At 72.0% G+C, this 16539-nt stretch carries 13 protein-coding genes, 1 tRNA gene and 1 pseudogene; 4 read left to right on the top strand and 11 right to left on the bottom strand.

The annotated features are described in order from the left end of the window. Window positions 1-128: 128 nt before the first annotated feature. Window positions 129-1163: a selenide, water dikinase SelD gene (gene selD, locus VXC91_RS33325; protein WP_329511090.1), complete on the bottom strand. Its 1035-nt coding sequence runs from the start codon at window positions 1161-1163 to the stop codon at window positions 129-131. Between the two features lie 114 nt (window positions 1164-1277). Between selD and VXC91_RS33320 the strand changes: the two genes are divergently transcribed. Beyond that, window positions 1278-1370, top strand: a tRNA-Sec gene (locus VXC91_RS33320). A 23-nt stretch (window positions 1371-1393) separates the two neighbouring features. Here the strand turns inward: VXC91_RS33320 and selB are convergent. The 5 genes from selB to fdh form a co-directional block, all read right to left on the bottom strand. Further along, window positions 1394-3175, bottom strand: a complete 1782-nt coding sequence (gene selB / locus VXC91_RS33315; protein WP_329511089.1) for a selenocysteine-specific translation elongation factor — start codon at window positions 3173-3175, stop codon at window positions 1394-1396. Window positions 3176-3177: 2 nt separating this feature from the next. Further along, window positions 3178-4557 (bottom strand): L-seryl-tRNA(Sec) selenium transferase, encoded by a 1380-nt coding sequence (gene selA / locus VXC91_RS33310; RefSeq protein WP_329511088.1) that lies wholly within the window; start codon window positions 4555-4557, stop codon window positions 3178-3180. A gap of 225 nt (window positions 4558-4782) precedes the next feature. Continuing rightward, window positions 4783-5793 carry an NrfD/PsrC family molybdoenzyme membrane anchor subunit gene (nrfD, locus tag VXC91_RS33305; RefSeq protein WP_329511087.1) on the bottom strand — a complete coding sequence of 337 codons (1011 nt, stop codon included), beginning with the start codon at window positions 5791-5793 and terminating at the stop codon, window positions 4783-4785. After that, entirely contained in the window at window positions 5790-6809 is a 1020-nt protein-coding gene (locus VXC91_RS33300) for a 4Fe-4S dicluster domain-containing protein (protein WP_329511086.1), read from the bottom strand. The genes nrfD and VXC91_RS33300 overlap by 4 nt, the downstream gene beginning before the upstream one ends. Next, window positions 6806-10099, bottom strand: coding sequence for a formate dehydrogenase (gene fdh / locus VXC91_RS33295; protein WP_329511085.1), 3294 nt, complete (start codon window positions 10097-10099; stop codon window positions 6806-6808). The genes VXC91_RS33300 and fdh overlap by 4 nt, the downstream gene beginning before the upstream one ends. Window positions 10100-10314: 215 nt before the next feature. Here fdh and VXC91_RS33290 point away from each other — a divergent pair, with 215 nt between their 5' ends. Further along, window positions 10315-10461 carry a hypothetical protein gene (locus tag VXC91_RS33290; RefSeq protein ID WP_329511084.1) on the top strand — a complete coding sequence of 49 codons (147 nt, stop codon included), beginning with the start codon at window positions 10315-10317 and terminating at the stop codon, window positions 10459-10461. 188 nt (window positions 10462-10649) lie between these two features. Continuing rightward, complete coding sequence (locus tag VXC91_RS33285) at window positions 10650-10856, top strand: hypothetical protein (protein ID WP_329511083.1); 207 nt, start codon at window positions 10650-10652, stop codon at window positions 10854-10856. A gap of 97 nt (window positions 10857-10953) precedes the next feature. On the opposite strand, the gene VXC91_RS33280 is transcribed toward VXC91_RS33285, so the two are convergent. From VXC91_RS33280 to rpsB, 5 genes are all read right to left on the bottom strand, one after another. Next, entirely contained in the window at window positions 10954-12078 is a 1125-nt protein-coding gene (locus VXC91_RS33280; RefSeq protein WP_329511082.1) for a phosphatidate cytidylyltransferase, read from the bottom strand. Continuing rightward, window positions 12078-12635: a ribosome recycling factor gene (frr, locus tag VXC91_RS33275; protein WP_329511081.1), complete on the bottom strand. Its 558-nt coding sequence runs from the start codon at window positions 12633-12635 to the stop codon at window positions 12078-12080. The genes VXC91_RS33280 and frr overlap by 1 nt, the downstream gene beginning before the upstream one ends. A gap of 162 nt (window positions 12636-12797) precedes the next feature. Further along, complete coding sequence (pyrH, locus tag VXC91_RS33270) at window positions 12798-13556, bottom strand: UMP kinase (RefSeq protein WP_329511080.1); 759 nt, start codon at window positions 13554-13556, stop codon at window positions 12798-12800. Window positions 13557-13748: 192 nt separating this feature from the next. Further along, window positions 13749-14585 (bottom strand): translation elongation factor Ts, encoded by an 837-nt coding sequence (gene tsf, locus VXC91_RS33265; RefSeq protein WP_329511079.1) that lies wholly within the window; start codon window positions 14583-14585, stop codon window positions 13749-13751. A gap of 169 nt (window positions 14586-14754) precedes the next feature. Beyond that, window positions 14755-15639 carry a 30S ribosomal protein S2 gene (rpsB, locus tag VXC91_RS33260; protein ID WP_329511078.1) on the bottom strand — a complete coding sequence of 295 codons (885 nt, stop codon included), beginning with the start codon at window positions 15637-15639 and terminating at the stop codon, window positions 14755-14757. 272 nt (window positions 15640-15911) lie between these two features. On the opposite strand from rpsB, the pseudogene VXC91_RS33255 reads away from it, so the two are divergent. Further along, a pseudogene (locus tag VXC91_RS33255) lies at window positions 15912-16510 on the top strand (peptidoglycan DD-metalloendopeptidase family protein). Window positions 16511-16539: the final 29 nt, after the last annotated feature.

Raw genomic sequence — 16539 nt, 5'->3', positions numbered from 1 at the left:
CCGCGTTGGTGGTGCCGGAGTCGCCGCAGCGCGCCGAGGTCTGCTCTTCTCAGCGCTGATCCCGAATCGCATGCCGATGTCCGCCGCCCCGCAGAGCAATTTGGCGTCGGCCCCAAGGGTCACCCGCGTCAGGTGACGACCAGCCGGTGCGGTCCTGCCGGCACGAGTTCCCCGATCACCGGGGCGCCCGGCACCTCGCCGGCGACGAGGAGGCCACCGGAGGTCTGGGCGTCGGCGAGGAGGAGCCGGGTCAGTTCGTCGGTGCGGCCGAACTCCGTGTGTGGGGCGACCCATTCGAGGTTGCGGCGGGTGCCGCCGCTGATGTGCCCGGCGCAGGCGGCGTCCCACGCGCCGTCGAGGAAGGGGACCGCGGCGGGGTCGACGACGGCGGTCACCCCCGAGGCGCACGCCAGCTTGTACAGGTGGCCCAGCAGGCCGAAGCCGGTGACGTCGGTGGCGCAGACCGCGCCCGCCGCCAGCGCGGCCCGCGACGCGTCACGGTTGAGCGCGGCCATCGTCTCCACCGCCTGCGAAAAGACTTCGCCGGTCGTCTTGTGCCGGTTGTTGAGCACCCCCAGGCCCAGCGGCTTGGTCAGCGACAGCGGCATTCCCGGCCGCCCGGCGTCGTTGCGCAGCAGGCGCGCCGGGTCGGCGGTACCGGTCACGGCCATGCCGTACTTGGGTTCGGGGTCGTCGACGCTGTGACCGCCCGCCACCACGCACCCCGCCGACGTGGCGACGTCCAGCCCGCCGCGCAGCACCTCCCGTGCCAGGTCGAACGGCAGCACGTCGCGCGGCCAGCACAGCAGGTTGACCGCCACGAGCGGTGTGCCGCCCATCGCGTAGACGTCGGAGAGCGCGTTGGCGGCGGCGATACGGCCCCAGTCGTACGGGTCGTCCACGACCGGGGTGAAGAAGTCCGCGGTGGTGACGACGACGGGCGCGCCGGGGCCGCCCGGCATCCGGACGACGGCCGCGTCGTCGCCGGTGTCGAGGCCCACGAGCAGATCGCCTGACGCGCCGCTGCCCGCTCCAGGAGGCGCCAGCCCGGCCAGGATCTCCTCCAGTTCCCCCGGGGGGATCTTGCAGGCGCAGCCGCCGCCGTGCGCGTACTGCGTGAGGCGCACGATCTCCTGCCGGACGCCGGTCTCCGTATCCGTCATGGCCGTCCTGGTCCTTTCACCTGGGAGGGAGCGCCGTGTGGCGCGTTGACACGCTCCGGGGGCGCGAGTTCGATGGGCGCGTGGCCGAGGCGAGCCCGCGGTGACGGCCTGCGGGGAGACGTAAGGGAGCCTGGTGGCCCTCCCGGTCTTCAAAGCCGAGGTGCCCGAGCAACTCGGGCAGGCGGGTTCGATTCCCGTCCGTCTCCGCCGGCCGGCCCGTCCCGTCCGCGTCACTCATCGCCCGGGCCCGTTACGCGGCAGCGGCGCAGCGCGCCGTCCACGCGCACGGTGCGACCGTGCTGGTCCAGGTACTCCAGCAGCGGGATGACGACCCGGCGCGTGGTGTCCAGCGCCCGGCGCGCCTGACTCGCGGTGAACGGCTGCGCCAGCCGCGCCAGCGCGGCTGCGGCCCGCGCGTCCGCCCCCGGCAGCAGCACGATGCCCTCGCCGATCCGCAGCAGTTCCCCCGCCGCCTCGGCGGCCGCCAGCAGCTTGGGCGTCAGGCCGAGTTCCCGCAGCCGTTCGGCCTCCGGCGCACGGAACGGCGCGCGGGCGAGATCGGCGCGGACCGCCTCGACGGCGGCCTCGGCATGGGCCGGGAGCGCGGGACGGGCGTGGCTGCCGTAGAGCCGGCCCTCGCTGTGGCGCAGTCCCGGCGACCGCTCCAACAGCGCCTCGACGAGGGCGCGTTCGGGCAGTCCGAGCGCCTGCCGGGCCGTCTCCAGGGGCATGCCGGGCTCCAGCGGGTTGCGGGCGGCGTGCTCCTCGACCACGCGGCCGAGCCGCTCGCGCAGCTCCTCCCAGTGCACCGGATCCGCCAGCCATTCCCCGGCGACGGGATCGGCCACCGGCCGCACCCCCATGGCGATCAGCTCCGAGCGGCGGACCAGACCGCGGCGGCGCAGCTCCCCGGCCTCGTCGGCCGCCCCCGGCGCCGCCCGCAGCTCCCGGTCACGGGCGGCCGCGGCGCCGCGCCGGGTCAGGCGCGGTGGACGGACGTCGAGCACGGTGATCCCCGCCGGTACGCGGTGCCGCCCGGGGTCGCGCAGCAGCGCGGCGTCGCCGACCCGCAGCGGGAGCGGTACGGCCGTCCGCAGCCGCGCGGTGTCCTCGCCGAGCGGACGGACCGTCACCGGCACCGCGGCGGTGCCCACGTGGAGCATCAGTTCACGCGGCAGGTCGCGGGCCGGATCGCCGCGCAGCCGTACGTCCACGGTGTCGGTCGTCAGCCAGCAGTCCGGGGTGAGCAGCGCGTCCCCGCGCCGCAGGCTCGCGGCGCCGGGCCCGGTCACATTGACCGCCACCCGGGCGATCGCGCCGGCCTCCTCCCGCGGCTGCTTCAGGGACTCCAGGCCGCGCACCCGCAACACCTCGCCGTCATGGGCGCGTCGGAGCCGGTCTCCGACGCGCACGGTGCCCGCGCCGAGAGTGCCGGTGACGACGGTGCCGCGGCCCCGCACCGTGAACACGCGGTCCACCCACAGCCGTACGTCCGCGTCGCGGTCAGGCTCCGGCAGCTCGCCGGCCAGCCGGACCAGGGCCGTACGGAGTGTGTCGAGGCCGGCGCCGGTCACCGCGCTGACGGCCACGGCCGGCACCTTTCCGAGGGAGGACTCGGCGATCCGGGCGAGTGCCTGATCGCGGGCCGCTTCCGGGTCGGCGAGGTCGCAGCGGGAGACGGCGAGCACGCCGTGCCGCACCCCGAGGGCGTCCAGGACGGCCAGGTGCTCCTCGGACTGCGGCTGCCAGCCCCGGTCGGCGGCGACGACGAAGAGGACGGCGGGGACCGGGCCCACACCCGCCAGCATGTTGCCCACCAGGCGCTCGTGCCCTGGTACGTCCACAAAGGCGAGGTCGCCCACGCCGGGCAGCCGTGTCCACACGAAGCCGAGGTCGAGCGTCATGCCCCGGCGCCGCTCCTCCTCCCAGCGGTCGGGCTCCATCCCGGTCAGTGCGCGCAGCAGCGCCGACTTGCCGTGATCGACGTGGCCCGCGGTGGCGACGACGTGCACGGTCAGGCCCCCGTTCCCGGCGCGGCCGCCGCCTTGTGCGGGGCCACGGCCCGGCGCACCGCCGCGGCGAGGCGCGCGTCGGCGTCCTCCGGCACCGCACGCAGGTCCAGCAGGCAGCGGCCCTCCTCGACGCGGGCCATCACGGCGGGGTCCGCGTCCCGCAGCGGGGCGGCATACCCGGCGGGCAGCGAGACGGCCGCGCTCGGCAGCGTCACGCCCGGCGCGCCGCCCCCGCCGACCACCGCATCGGTGCCGACGACGCGGCTGTCGATCCCGTCCGCGCGCAGCTCCGCCGCGAGGCGTTCGGCGCGCTGCAGCAGCCGCGCGGGATCGGCGTGCAGTGCGCTCCGGGTCGGAGTGGCGGGGCCGCGCACAGTCGCCTCCAGGGCCGCGAGTGTCAGCTTGTCCACGCGCAGCGCGCGGGCCAGTGGGTGCCGGGCCAGCCGCCGCACCAGCTCGGCGTCGCCCAGCACGAGTCCGCACTGCGGCCCGCCGAGCAGCTTGTCGCCGCTGGCGGTGACCAGGGACGCCCCGGCGCGCAGCCAACTCCTCGCGTCGGGCTCCTCGGGCAGAACCGGCTCCGGGGCGAGCAGCCCCGAGCCGATGTCCGCCACCACAGGCACGCCGAGCGCGGCCAGTTCGGCCACCGACGCCTCCCGGGTGAAGCCGGTGACGCGGAAGTTGGAGGGGTGGACCTTCAGAACGAAGCCGGTGTCGGGGCCGACGGCCGCGGCGTAGTCGGCGGGCGTGGTGCGGTTGGTCGTGCCGACCTCCCGCAGCCGGGCGCCGGTGCAGACCAGCAGGTCGGGCAGGCGGAAGCCGTCCCCGATTTCGACCATCTCCCCCCGGCTGACGACGATCTCGCGCCCCTGGGCGAGCGCGGTGGCGGCCAGTACCAGGGCGGCCGCGCCGTTGTTGACCACGTGGGCGGCCTCGGCGGCCGGCACAGCACGCAGCAGCGCGTCCAGCGCGGACCGGCCCCGCCGGGAACGGGCACCGGTGGAGAGGTCGAGTTCCACGTCGGTGGTCCCTGAAGCGGCCAGCACCGCCTCCCGCGCCGCGGCGGAGAGCGCGGCCCGGCCCAGATTGGTGTGCAGCAGCACCCCGGTGGCGTTGATCACCGGACGCAACGCGCACGCGGTGGCGGGCAGGGCGGCGACCGCGTGATCGGCGACCGCGCCGACGGGCACCTCACCCGCCCGCGCCCGCGCCTGCGCCCCGGCGACCACGTCCTTGACCAGCCCTCTCCCCAGCCGCTCCGCCGCCGCGGCGAGTCGGGGATCGGCCAGCAGCACATCGGTGCGCGGCAGTCGCCGCCGTTCGTCCAGGTCCGGGACTGCGTGCGCGGCGGAGGCCCGTTCGGAGGCGTGGTCGCGGTCCATCTCCTGCCCCCTCGCTCTGACCCTGCTGAAACCTCGTCAGGTTACGGCCGCGGCACCTGGGGGGCCGTGCGCCACACCGGGTGACGGCCGCCGGGAGCACAGGCCGCCACCCCGGGTCCCACAGGCTCTGCGGGGACGTCGGTCCACTGCCCGCATGCCCGGCAGGACGGCCGGTCGAGCGACCGCGGCCATGCGCCACCGTACGGGCGGACACCGACCCTCGCGTCACTCCCCGTCGTGGCCCTCGTCGCGCGCCTGGAGGCGCCGGCGCTGCGGCTCCACCACGTACGCCGGGTCCTTCGTGGACGTCACGCCCGCCTCGAACGTGCCGAAGCGCTGCAGGACACTGCCCGCCATCAGGGCCAGCCCGCCCACCGCGGCAGCGCCGCGGCTGCGGCGGGCGAGGGTCAGCGCGGTGACTGCGCCGCCCAGGGTGAGGTATTCGGACGCCTTGCGCAGACGGTGCGGGCGGCCGGTGGTGTACGCCTCCGTCACCAGGCCCGGCCGCCGGCCGATGAGCCGGGACGCGACGATCTCGGCCGCCGCGCCGACGACACCGAGCCGCCGTGCCGGGCCTGCCTCGGCCACCGGGGCCGTCAGCATGCCGAGGCCGGCGGCGCTGGCGGCCGCGGAGCCGGTGAAGACGAACGGCAGCTCGCGGCGGGCGTCGTGCCACGCGGGCACGGCCGTCTGCGAGAGCAGGACCGCCGTGTACGAGGCGACCCCGGGCGCGAAGAGGGCCGCAGACAGGCCCGCGGGGCGTGCGGCCAGCCGCAGCAGCCGCCCGGGCAGCGTGCTGCGCACACCGGCGGGCAGCATCTCGGCCGTGGCCGCAAGCGCGCTGCCGGGCCCGTACGCGACGAGGATCCACGTGCCGACGGACATCGGCGAACTCGGCTTGGCGACCCGCAGCATGTGGTGGAAGCGCTCGGGCCGGCCGAGGTCCGCGACCAGCAGGTACATGCTCGCGAGCAGGGTGGCGAAGCCGCCGATGCGTTCCGCCCGGCGCAGTTCGGGACGGTCCGTCAGGTCCGCGCCGGCCGCGAGCAGCGCGGCGCCGGCCGACAGCCCGCCGGTGAAGAGGTACGCGGGGACCTTCCACTCCCACACCGGCGGCTTGAGGACCGGACGCCCGTAGTAGGAACGGAACGTCGCCCTCGGCACCATGGACCGCTCGCGGCTCCCGTCGTCGTCGCGGCCGCCGCGGCCGTGCCGCACGGCCCGCTCGTGGCTCACCGCCGCCCCCCGCGCAGGAAGACCGCCGTCGAGACGGCCAGCAGCGCGGACGCCGCCACGCCCGCGTGCTTCCACATCGACATCAGATCGCGGGTCGGCACGACGGGGTCCGGCGGGAGCCCGTACACCTCGGGGTCGTCCAGCAGCAGGAAGAACGCGCCGTCGCCGCCCACACCGTCCTCGGGGTCGCGGCCGTAGAGCCGGGCCTCGGTCACCCCGGCCTCGTGCAGGGCCGCCAGGCGCCGGTCGGCGCGCTCGCGCAGCTCGTCCAGCGGGCCGTACTGGATGGAGTCGGTCGGGCAGGCCTTGGCGCACGCCGGTTCCAGCCCGTCGCGCAGCCGGTCGTAGCACATGGTGCACTTCCAGGCCCGGCCGTCGTCGGGGCGCCGGTCGATGACGCCGTAGGGGCAGCCCGACACGCAGTAGCCGCAGCCGTTGCAGACGTCGGGCTGCACGACGACCGTGCCGAACTCGGTGCGGAACAGGGCGCCGGTGGGGCACACGTCCAGGCACCCGGCATGCGTGCAGTGCTTGCACACGTCGGAGGACATCAGCCAGCGGAATTCGGTACGGGCCTCCGCGCCCGTGCCCGCGCCGGGCAGCTCGAAGGAGGGGAAGCCGAGGTCCACCGGGGCCGTGCCGAGGTCGCCGCCGCCGCGCTTGGCGACCTCCAGGGCGTCTGCCACGACCTCCACCGTCCCCTCGGTACTGGACGGGCCGACGGGCAGGTCGGCGAGGCCCGCGTCCTGCCGGCCGAGCGGGCGCTCCTGCTCGATGAAGGCGACGTGCCGCCAGGAACTCGCGCCCAGCATGCCGGTGTTGTCGAAGGACATGCCCAGCAGGTCGATACCGTCCTCGGGGATGCCGTTCCACTCCTTGCAGGCCACCTCGCACGCCTTGCAGCCGATGCACACGGAGGTGTCCGTGAAGAAGCCCATCCGCGGCGGGTGGTCGCGGTGGCCCGCGTCCTCTGCGGGGTCCGCGAGCGGCCCGTAGAAGCTGTTCTCCCGTGTCATGACGGCTCCTCCGGCCGGTCCGGTTCGATGTGCGCCCGCTCGACGCGGCCGCCGGCCGTCGCTATGCGGGTGCCGGTCGCCGTCGTGATGCCGGCCCGGCGGCGGTAGTCCTCGACGTACTGGAGCAGGGCCGGCCCCCGCGGACGCCGCCCGGGCCGCACGTCGCAGGTCAGCACCTTGCTCTCTTGGATGAACACATTCGGGTCGGCCACCACGCCGATCAGATCGTTGACCACGTCGCCCTTGGTGAGCCCGGTCTGCCCCCAGTGGTACGGCATCCAGATCTGGTGCACGACCCGTCCGTCGACGCGCAGCGGCGCCATCCGGTCCGTCACCACCACGCGCGCGTCGACCGCGGTCCTGCTGGTGATCACATGGGCCCAGTCCAGATGGCGCAGCCCGCGCTCGGCCGCCAGCTCCGGCGAGACCTCCACGAACAACTCCGGCTGGAGCTCCGCCAGGTAGGGCAGCTGCCGGCTCATCGCGCCCGCCGTGTGGTGCTCAGTCAGCCGCGCCGCAGTGAACACGTACGGGAACACCTCGGAGTGCGCCTCGGGCGGGGCGGGGTTGGACGGGTTGTCGGGGCGCCCGTAGACCTTGCGCACCGGGTTGCCCTGCTGGCCGTAGAGCAGGTTGCGCATCGGCGACTCGTGCGGCTCGTAGTGCGTGGGCAGCGGGCCGTCCGCCAGTCCGGCCGGGGCGAACAGCCAGCCCTTGCCGTCGCGCATCATGATGAACGCGTCGTCGCCGTCGAGCGCCTCGACGCCCGACGCCCCCTCCGGTGCCCTGTAGTCCGGCGGCTTGTTCTTCTCGAAGTCGGGGGCGTCGTGGCCGGTCCACTCACCGGCCTCCTCGTCCCACCAGACCAGTTTCTTCCGCTCGCTCCAGGGCCGCCCCTGCGGGTCGGCGGAGGCGCGGTTGTACAGCACACGGCGGTTGAGGGGCCACGTCCAGCCCCACTCGGCGTCGTACGGGCCCGTCTCGAAACGGGAGGTGCGGCGCCGGGACTGGTTGGTCTCGCCCGCGTAGACGCCGCTGTAGATCCAGCAGCCGCAGACGGTGGTGCCGTCGGCCTTGAGGTCGAGGTAGCCGTCGACCGTCCGGCCGGTTCGCAGGTCGATGCCGTTGATATGGCGCAGCACGTCCGACGGGGACGGCTCGTCGCCCTCCGTCTCGTAGTCCCAGGCCAGGTCCAGCACGGGGCGGTCGCGCTCGTCGGTCGAGCCGGCCAGCTTCTCCTTCAGCCGCACCCCGAGCTGGTGGAAGAACCACAGCTCCGACCGCTGGTCCCCGGACGGTTCGACGGCCTGGTCGCGCCACTGGAGCATGCGCTGCGTCTGCGTGAAGGTGCCGGCCTTCTCCACGTGCGAGGCGGCCGGGAAGAAGAACACCTCGGTGCGGCACCGCTCAGTGACGATCTCCCCGGTCTCGATCTCCGGCGCGTCCTTCCAGAACGTGGCGCTCTCGATCATGGTGAGGTCGCGTACGACCAGCCAGTCGAGGTTCGCCATGCCCAGGCGCTGCAGCCGGCCGTGCGCCGAGCCGACCGCGGGGTTCTGCCCGAGCAGGAAGTAGCCGAAGACCTTGCCGCCGTCGGCCATGTCCATCACGGTGCGGTACGTACCGTGGTCGCCGTTGATCCGGGGGAGGTAGTCGAAGCAGTAGTCGTTCTCCGGCGTCGCAGCGTCGCCCCAGTACTCCTTGAGCAGCGAGATCATGTAGGCGTCGGCGGCGCCCCAGAACCCCTTCTGCCCCCAGCCGCGGACCCCGTCCAGGTACGTCGCCAGGTTCTCGTGGCTGGTGTCCGGCATCGGCAGGTAGCCGGGCAGCAGGTTGAACAGCGTGGGCACGTCCGTGGAGCCCTGGATGCTGGCGTGCCCGCGCAGCGCGAAGATCCCGCCACCGGGTCGTCCGATGTTGCCCAGCAGCAGCTGGACGATCGACCCGGCCCGGATGAACTGGGCGCCCACCGAGTGCTGGGTCCAGCCGACGCTGTACACCAGCGCGGTGGTGCGCTCCCGGCCGGAGTTCTCCGTCCAGGCCCGGCACACCTCGAGGAACAGCTCCTGCGGCACGCCGCAGATTCGCTCCACCATCTCGGGGGTGTAGCGGGAGAAGTGCCGCTTGAGCACCTGGAACACGCAGCGCGGGTGCTCCAGCGTGGGGTCGGCCTCGATGCCGCCCGCCGCACCCTCGATGAACGGGCCGCCCGCGCCGTGCTGGTACGGGGCGCACACCTCCTTGAGGTGATGGCCCGGCTGCGCCTCCATGGGGACGCTCGCGTACGACCAGCTCGACGCGTCATAGGACGCGGTCTGCGGGTCGTAGCCGCTGAACAGCCCGTCCAGGTCCTCGGTGTCCTGGTATCGCTCGCTCAGCAGGAAGGGTGCGTTGGTGTACGCACGCACGTACTCCCGGAAGTCGAGGTCGTGCGTGAGGATGTGGTTGATCACGCCGCCGAGGAAGGCGATGTCGGTGCCCGCCCGGATGGTGACGTGCTGGTCCGCGTGCGCGCTCGTGCGCGTGAACCGCGGGTCGATGTGGAAGACCTTGGCGCCGCGCGCCTTGGCCTCCATGACCCACTGGAACCCGACCGGATGGGCCTCGGCCATGTTGGAGCCCATGATGATGATGCAGTCGGAGTTGATCAGGTCCTGCTGGTAGTCCGTGGCGCCGCCACGTCCGAACGAGGCTCCCAGACCGGGAACCGTGGCGGAGTGTCAAATACGGGCCTGGTTCTCGATCTGCAGGGCGCCGAGGGCGGTGAACAACTTCTTGATGAGGTAGTTCTCCTCGTTGTCCAGCGTCGCCCCGCCGAGACTGGCCAGGCCCATGGTGCGGCGCAGCGTCCTGCCGTCCGCGTCGGTGTCCTGCCAGCCCTTGCGTCGCGCGTCGAGCACACGGTCGGCGACCATGTCCATGGCCTCGTCCAGGTCCAGCTCCTGCCAGGCGGTGCCGTACGGCGGGCGGTAGAGCACGCGCTGCTCCCGCTGCGGCCCGGTGACCAGCTGCTTGCTGGCCGAGCCCTTCGGGCACAGCCGGCCGCGGGAGATGGGGCTCTCCGGGTTGCCCTCGATCTGGACGACCTTCCCGTCCTTGACAAAGACGCGCTGCGCGCAGCCCACGGCGCAGTAGGGGCACACCGAACCGGCCACCCGATCGGCACTCTCCGTACGGGAGACGAGCCCGGCCGAGCGGGCCGACTGTGCGGCCTTGCCCCGGCCCAGCAGGTCCGTCCCGGTGAGCTGCCGGTACACGGGCCAGGCCTCGATCCAGCGCTTCACGCCCATCCGCCTGCTCCTTCGTGCGGTGGTCCCCGCCTGGTGTCGACGCTACCGGCCGGAATGCCGCCCGCAAGTCCGGGACGTCCAGGATCCGCGCGGGCAGCTGCCCCGGGGGCGAGCGAGCGGGTGGCACCCCACCGGCATCCAGGACGCCCCGTCGGCGTCCGGCCGAGCCAGGAGGCCCGTGGTACCGGGGAGGCAGAGGACCTAGAATCGAATATATGAGCGAATCCCGGTTGTCTCCTTCGGCGCTGCTGCCGCACTTCGCGCCTCGCGCGGGGATCTGGCAGGCGATGGCGGTCCTGGCCCAGCTCGACCGGTGCACGTGGCTGATCGAGCGGGACTGGTGGGCGACTACTGGACCGTGACCGAGCGCGGCCGTTCTGTCGGCGGCTCGCGGGCCTCGGTGCTCGATGCACTTCGGCGGCAAGCACCGGCGAGCGCGCATCGCGCACGGATACCGCGTTTCGGATCCATGAAGTCGGCCGCGGTCACGCGGCTGCAGTGACACGGTGCCCGGACACATGCCAGGGAAGGGGCGGAAAATCCTGTGGACATGTCCCGAAAGCGACCTGTGGTGGTGCATCCGCCGTCGCCGGGCGGCGGCCGCCGAGTGACGGTGGATGCGGAGACCCTCGGTCTGGCCCAGGGGCCCCGGGACGTCGAGGAGTTCTTGAGACGGGCGGGACTCGAGGACGTCGATGCACAGACGTCGGACCTGATCGAGTGGCGCGGGGACGGACCGGACGTATGGCCGGAATGACCGAGCCGGCTGCCGGCGAGGTCGAGAGGTCCGCCGCCTCGTGGACGGCGGACCTCTCGACCGGAAGACATGGATCAGTGATGTACGGAACGATCCGTCAGCCGGTTCCGACGAAGAGCACGAGCAGCAACCAGACCACGGGCGCTGTCGGCAGGAGCGAGTCGAGGCGGTCCATGATGCCGCCGTGTCCCGGCAGCAGGGTGCCCATGTCCTTGATGCCGAGGTCGCGCTTGATCATGGACTCGCCCAGGTCGCCGAGTGTGGCGCTGGCCGCGACCGCGAGACCGAGCAGAAGGCCCTGCCACCAGGAACCGCCGTCGATCAGGAACTGCATGCACAGCGCGCCCGCCACTATCGCGAAGGTGACCGCACCGATGAGTCCCTCGCGGGTCTTGCCGGGGCTGATGCGCGGCGCGAGTTTGTGCTTGCCGAAGCGCCAGCCGACCGCGTATGCGCCCGTGTCGCTGACGACCGTCAGCAGAAGGAAGGTCAGGACGCGGCGCGGACCGTCCTCCGCCGTGAGCATCAAGGAGACGAACGTGGCCAGGAACGGCACGTAGAAGGCGGCGAAGAGGCCCGCCGTGACGTCCTTGAGATAGCCGTCCGGTGGCTCCGTCATGCGCCAGACCAGAACCGCGAGCGCCGTCAGGGCCATCGCCACCCAGGCGCCCTCCGCGCCGCGTACATAGCCGGCGACGACCATCGCCGCGCCGCCGACCACCAGCGGTACGAGAGGCGCTTTGATGCCCTTGCGCTCCTCCAGCCGCTTCGTCAACTCCCACAGGCCGACCACGACGGCGACCGCCACGACGCCGACGAAAACGGCCTTGACGATGAACAACGACGCGACGATCACGATGCCGAGCCCGACACCGACCCCTATGGCCGCGCCCAGGTCACGGCCCGCGCTCTTCTTCTGCGGTGCGGGCGCCGGCTGCGGGGCGTCGGGCATGGGCTCCGGATTCTCAGGTGCCTCCCAGGGGGACGGCGCCTGCAGCGTCTCGTCGCGGAACAAGGGGCCGCTCACCCGAGCGGCCCCCCGATCGTCATCCTGGTCTCCGCCGGGTGCGGGTACCTCGGGCACGATGGGCATGGGGCGAGTCTGCTGGGCGTCATGCGCATCGTACGCGGAACCCGCCGAGCCGGGGCCGTGGGCCGGCCCGTGGTCGGCGGGTCCCCAGTAGCCGGTCTGTGGCGGCGCCCCCCAGGATGAGTCGTTCATCAGACTTCGAGCAGCTCCGCTTCCTTGTGCTTGAGCAACTCGTCCACCTGCGCGACGTACTTCGCGGTGGTGTCGTCGAGCTCCTTCTCCGCACGGCGGCCCTCGTCCTCGCCGACCTCGCCGTCCTTGATGAGCTTGTCGATGGCGTCCTTGGCCTTGCGACGCACGGAGCGGATCGCGACCTTGGCGTCCTCGCCCTTGCCCTTGGCGACCTTGATGTACTCGCGGCGCCGCTCCTCGGTGAGCTCGGGGAACACCACACGGATGATGTTGCCGTCATTGCTCGGGTTGACGCCCAGGTCGGAGTCGCGGATCGCCTGCTCGATGTTGCGCAACGCGCTCTTGTCGAACGGCGTCACCACGGCCATACGCGGCTCCGGCACGGAGAACGAGGCCAGCTGGTTGATCGGCGTCGGTGCGCCGTAGTAGTCCGCCACGATCTTGTTGAACATCGCCGGGTGCGCACGACCGGTGCGGATCGCGGCGAAGTCCTCCTTGGCGACCACGACGGCCTTCTCCATCTTCTCCTCGGCCTCGAGGAGGGTCTCTTCGATCACCACTTGCTCCTGCGTGTCTTGAGTAGGCCCGGCATCCGTGGGCGGCGGCCGGCTGCGTCGCGTCTTCTTCCTGCACGGTTCCGGACCGGTAGACCATTGTCCATCCCCCGGTCAGGGTCCGTCGTCCGGACGGGGTTCACCCCGGACGGGTCTGCCCGCCGGTCAGTCCCGGCCGCCTTGGTCACCCACGAGTGTGCCGATCTTCTCACCCTTGACGGCCCGTGCGATATTGCCCTCCGTCAGGAGCTCGAAGACCAGGATGGGCAGCTTGTTGTCCCGGCACAGCGTGATCGCGGTCATGTCGGCGACCTTGAGGTCCCGGGTGATGACCTCGCCGTAGCTGAGCGAGTCGAACTTGACGGCCTCGGGGTTGGTCTTCGGGTCGGAGTCGTAGACCCCGTCCACACCGTTCTTGCCCATGAGCAGCGCCTCGGCGTCGATCTCCAGGGCACGCTGGGCGGCGGTCGTATCGGTCGAGAAATACGGCATTCCCATACCGGCACCGAAGATGACCACGCGGCCCTTCTCCAGGTGGCGCACGGCGCGCAGTGGAATGTACGGCTCGGCGACCTGACCCATCGTGATGGCGGTCTGCACGCGCGAGTCGATGCCTTCCTTCTCCAGGAAGTCCTGGAGGGCGAGGCAGTTCATGACCGTGCCGAGCATGCCCATGTAGTCGGAGCGGGCACGGTCCATGCCGCGCTGCTGAAGCTCGGCGCCACGGAAGAAGTTGCCGCCGCCGATGACGACGGCGATCTGCGAACCGTCGCGCACCACGGCCGCGATCTCACGGGCGATGGCGTGCACCACGTCCGGGTCGACGCCGAGTCCGGTCCCGCCGGAGAACGCCTCTCCGGACAGCTTCAGCAGAAAGCGGCCGCGCACTTTGCCGTCGTCGCTCTTCTCGGCCTTGGTGGTCATGGAGATCTCCTCGTGGTGCACATACGAAGAAGGCCATTGCCGGTGGGGTGTGGTTCGCATCCCATGCGCGGCAATGGCCTCCTCGTCAGATCTGCTGTCGTCCGTCACGCGTGCGTGCGGGACGGCATACGCGAACAGCACGGACGACTGCTTACGACCCTATCGGGGTCGCCCGGCGATCGCGGTACGGACTCAGATGCCGACCTTGATGCGCGTGAAGCGCTTCAGGGTGACACCCGCCTCGTCCAGAACCTTCTGGACGGACTTCTTGTTGTCCAGCGCGTACGGCTGACCGAGCAGCGTGGCGTCCTTGAAGAAGCCGTTCAGTCGACCCTCGACGATCTTGGCGATCGCGGCCTCGGGCTTGCCCTCGGCGCGGGTGGTCTCCTCGGCGATACGACGCTCGGACTCGACGACCTCGGCCGGGACGTCCTCCTTGGAGAGGTACTTCGGCGCGAAGGCGGCGATGTGCTGAGCGACGCCCTTGGCGACCTCGGTGTTCGGCTTGTCGAACTCGACGAGGACACCGATCTGCGGGGGCAGGTCGGGCATGGTGCGGTGCATGTACGCGGTCACGAAGCCGTCGGCGAACTGCGCGAAGCGGTCGAGGACGATCTTCTCGCCGAGGTTGGCGTTGGCCTGGTCGACGAACGCCTGGACGGTCTTGCCGGGCTCGATCTCGGAGGCGAGCAGGGCCTCGAGGTCGGCCGGGGAGGTCTTGGCGACGTGCTCGGCGATGGCCTGGGCAACGGCCTGGAACTTCTCACCCTTGGCGACGAAGTCCGTCTCGCACTTCAGCTCGACGAGGACACCGGAGGAGTTGTCGTCGGCGATGATGGAGACCACGGCGCCGTTCTCGGCGGAGCGGCCCTCGCGCTTGGCGACGCCCTTCTGGCCCTTGATGCGCAGCGCCTCGACGGCCTTCTCGACGTTGCCCTCGGCCTCGTCCAGCGCCTTCTTGCAGTCCATCATGCCGGCGCCGGTGAGCTCACGGAGCTTCTTGACGTCGGCGGCGGTGTAGTTCGCCATGATCTGTGAATCTCTTCTCGGAGTTCGAAGTCTCGAAGTCGGCGGCCGCCCCGGCTTTGGGCGGGCGTCCGCCAAGGATCTACGGGCTACGAAGATCTACGGGCTGCGGGTGAACGGCGGGTGGCGCGGTCGGCGCCACCCGCCCTCACTTCAGCCGAACGGCCTGAGGTCAGGCCTGCTCGCCCTCGGCGGCCGGCGTCTCGGCGGCAGCCTCGGCAGCAGGCGTCTCAGCGGCCGGCGTCTCGGCGGCAGCCTCGGCAGCGGGGGCCTCCTCGGCCTTCTTCTCGCCCTCGAGCAGGTCGCGCTCCCACTCGGCGAGCGGCTCACCCGCGGCCTTCTCGCCCTTGCCCTCGGCGGCGACACCGGAACGGGCGATGAGGCCCTCGGCGACGGCGTCGGCGATCACACGGGTGAGCAGGGTGACGGAGCGGATCGCGTCGTCGTTGCCCGGGATCTTGTAGTCGACCTCGTCGGGGTCGCAGTTGGTGTCCAGGATGGCGACGACCGGGATGTTGAGCTTGCGGGCCTCACCGACCGCGATGTGCTCCTTCTTGGTGTCCACGATCCAGACGGCACTCGGGACCTTCTGCATCTCGCGGATACCGCCGAGGGTCTTCTCCAGCTTGGCCTTCTCGCGGGAGAGGACCAGGAGCTCCTTCTTGGTCAGACCGGAGGAGGCGACGTCCTCGAAGTCGATCTGCTCGAGCTCCTTGAGGCGCTGCAGACGCTTGTAGACGGTCGAGAAGTTGGTGAGCATGCCGCCCAGCCAGCGCTGGTTGACGTACGGCATGCCGACACGGGTGGCCTGCTCGGCGATGGCCTCCTGCGCCTGCTTCTTCGTACCGACGAACATGACCGTACCGCCGTGGGCGACGGTCTCCTTGACGAACTCGTAGGCGCGGTCGATGTACGACAGCGACTGGAGCAGGTCGATGATGTAGATGCCGTTGCGCTCGGTGAAGATGAAGCGCTTCATCTTCGGGTTCCAGCGACGGGTCTGGTGACCGAAGTGGACGCCGCTCTCCAGCAGCTCCCGCATCGTGACGACGGCCATGGCCGTTCTCCTTGAGTTTTCTCGGTTGTGCCGCGGGCGCCGGATGGCACTCGCGCCTGACGCCCGCGATGCGCCGTGCCGCAAAGGACCGAGGAGCGCTGACACCGGCTGCGTGAGGGCCCGGTGTCGGGGCGTGCGAAGTCGACCCGGTGGCCCGGGTCGCCACAAGAAGTGTACGGGACACGCGGAGCGGCGGATGACGCCGCTGTCCACAACCCGGCAGTTGTCCACAGATCCGGCCAAGATCGCCCACGGTCCGGGACGGTTCTCCCATGCGAGCGAGACGATGTGCACGGACGTGGTCCGCGGTGCTGCTGGGGATGACGGTGAGCGTACTGACCCCGGTGGCATGGGCGGGCACGTCGGCCTGGCGACATCCCGCCACGGCGACACCACCGGCCGTCGATGAGCCTGTGCCGGCCGTCGCCCAGGGGTGGCCGGTGGGGCTGCGCCCCGAGGTACTGCGCGGCTGGGACCCTCCCGCGGGGCCGTACGGCCCGGGACACCGGGGCGTGGACCTGGCGGCGGCGGCCGGGGATCCGGTACGGGCGGTGGCCGCGGGCCGGGTCGCGTTCGCGGGCCGGGTGGCGGGACGGGGCGTGGTTCCGTCGACCTGGCGGACACCGGGGAGCCTCCGCTGCGCACGACGTACGAGCCCGTTCGTGCGTCGGTCGGCAAGGGCGACGAGGTGGAGCCCGGCGAGGTGGTGGGCGTGCTCGAGCCGCCGACCGCCCACTGCCCGGGTGGCTGCCTGCACTGGGGCCTGCGCAGAGGGGAGACGTATCTGGACCCGTTGGCCCTGCTGCCGCCGCGGCTGCTGCGCGCCGGGCCGTCCCGATTGCTGCGGGTGGACAAGGTGCCGTTGCCCTAGCTAGTGCTGTGGCCGGAAAGGTTTGCCGG

It is taken from the genome of Streptomyces chiangmaiensis (assembly GCF_036281785.1).
Lineage (GTDB): Bacteria > Actinomycetota > Actinomycetes > Streptomycetales > Streptomycetaceae > Streptomyces > Streptomyces chiangmaiensis.
Note: the sequence above shows the minus strand (reverse complement) of the source record. Positions and strands in the feature narration are given on the sequence as shown.

Excerpts from the sequence above, each read along its gene's own strand:
- selD (WP_329511090.1), bottom strand. The coding sequence starts at position 1,163 with ATGACGGATACGGAGACCGGCGTCCGGCAGGAGATCGTGCGCCTCACG.
- selA (WP_329511088.1), bottom strand. The coding sequence starts at position 4,557 with ATGGACCGCGACCACGCCTCCGAACGGGCCTCCGCCGCGCACGCAGTC.
- VXC91_RS33300 (WP_329511086.1), bottom strand. The coding sequence starts at position 6,809 with ATGACACGGGAGAACAGCTTCTACGGGCCGCTCGCGGACCCCGCAGAG.
- VXC91_RS33290 (WP_329511084.1), top strand. The coding sequence starts at position 10,315 with ATGAGCGAATCCCGGTTGTCTCCTTCGGCGCTGCTGCCGCACTTCGCG.
- VXC91_RS33285 (WP_329511083.1), top strand. The coding sequence starts at position 10,650 with ATGTCCCGAAAGCGACCTGTGGTGGTGCATCCGCCGTCGCCGGGCGGC.
- VXC91_RS33280 (WP_329511082.1), bottom strand. The coding sequence starts at position 12,078 with ATGAACGACTCATCCTGGGGGGCGCCGCCACAGACCGGCTACTGGGGA.
- pyrH (WP_329511080.1), bottom strand. The coding sequence starts at position 13,556 with ATGACCACCAAGGCCGAGAAGAGCGACGACGGCAAAGTGCGCGGCCGC.
- tsf (WP_329511079.1), bottom strand. The coding sequence starts at position 14,585 with ATGGCGAACTACACCGCCGCCGACGTCAAGAAGCTCCGTGAGCTCACC.
- rpsB (WP_329511078.1), bottom strand. The coding sequence starts at position 15,639 with ATGGCCGTCGTCACGATGCGGGAGCTGCTGGAGAGCGGCGTCCACTTC.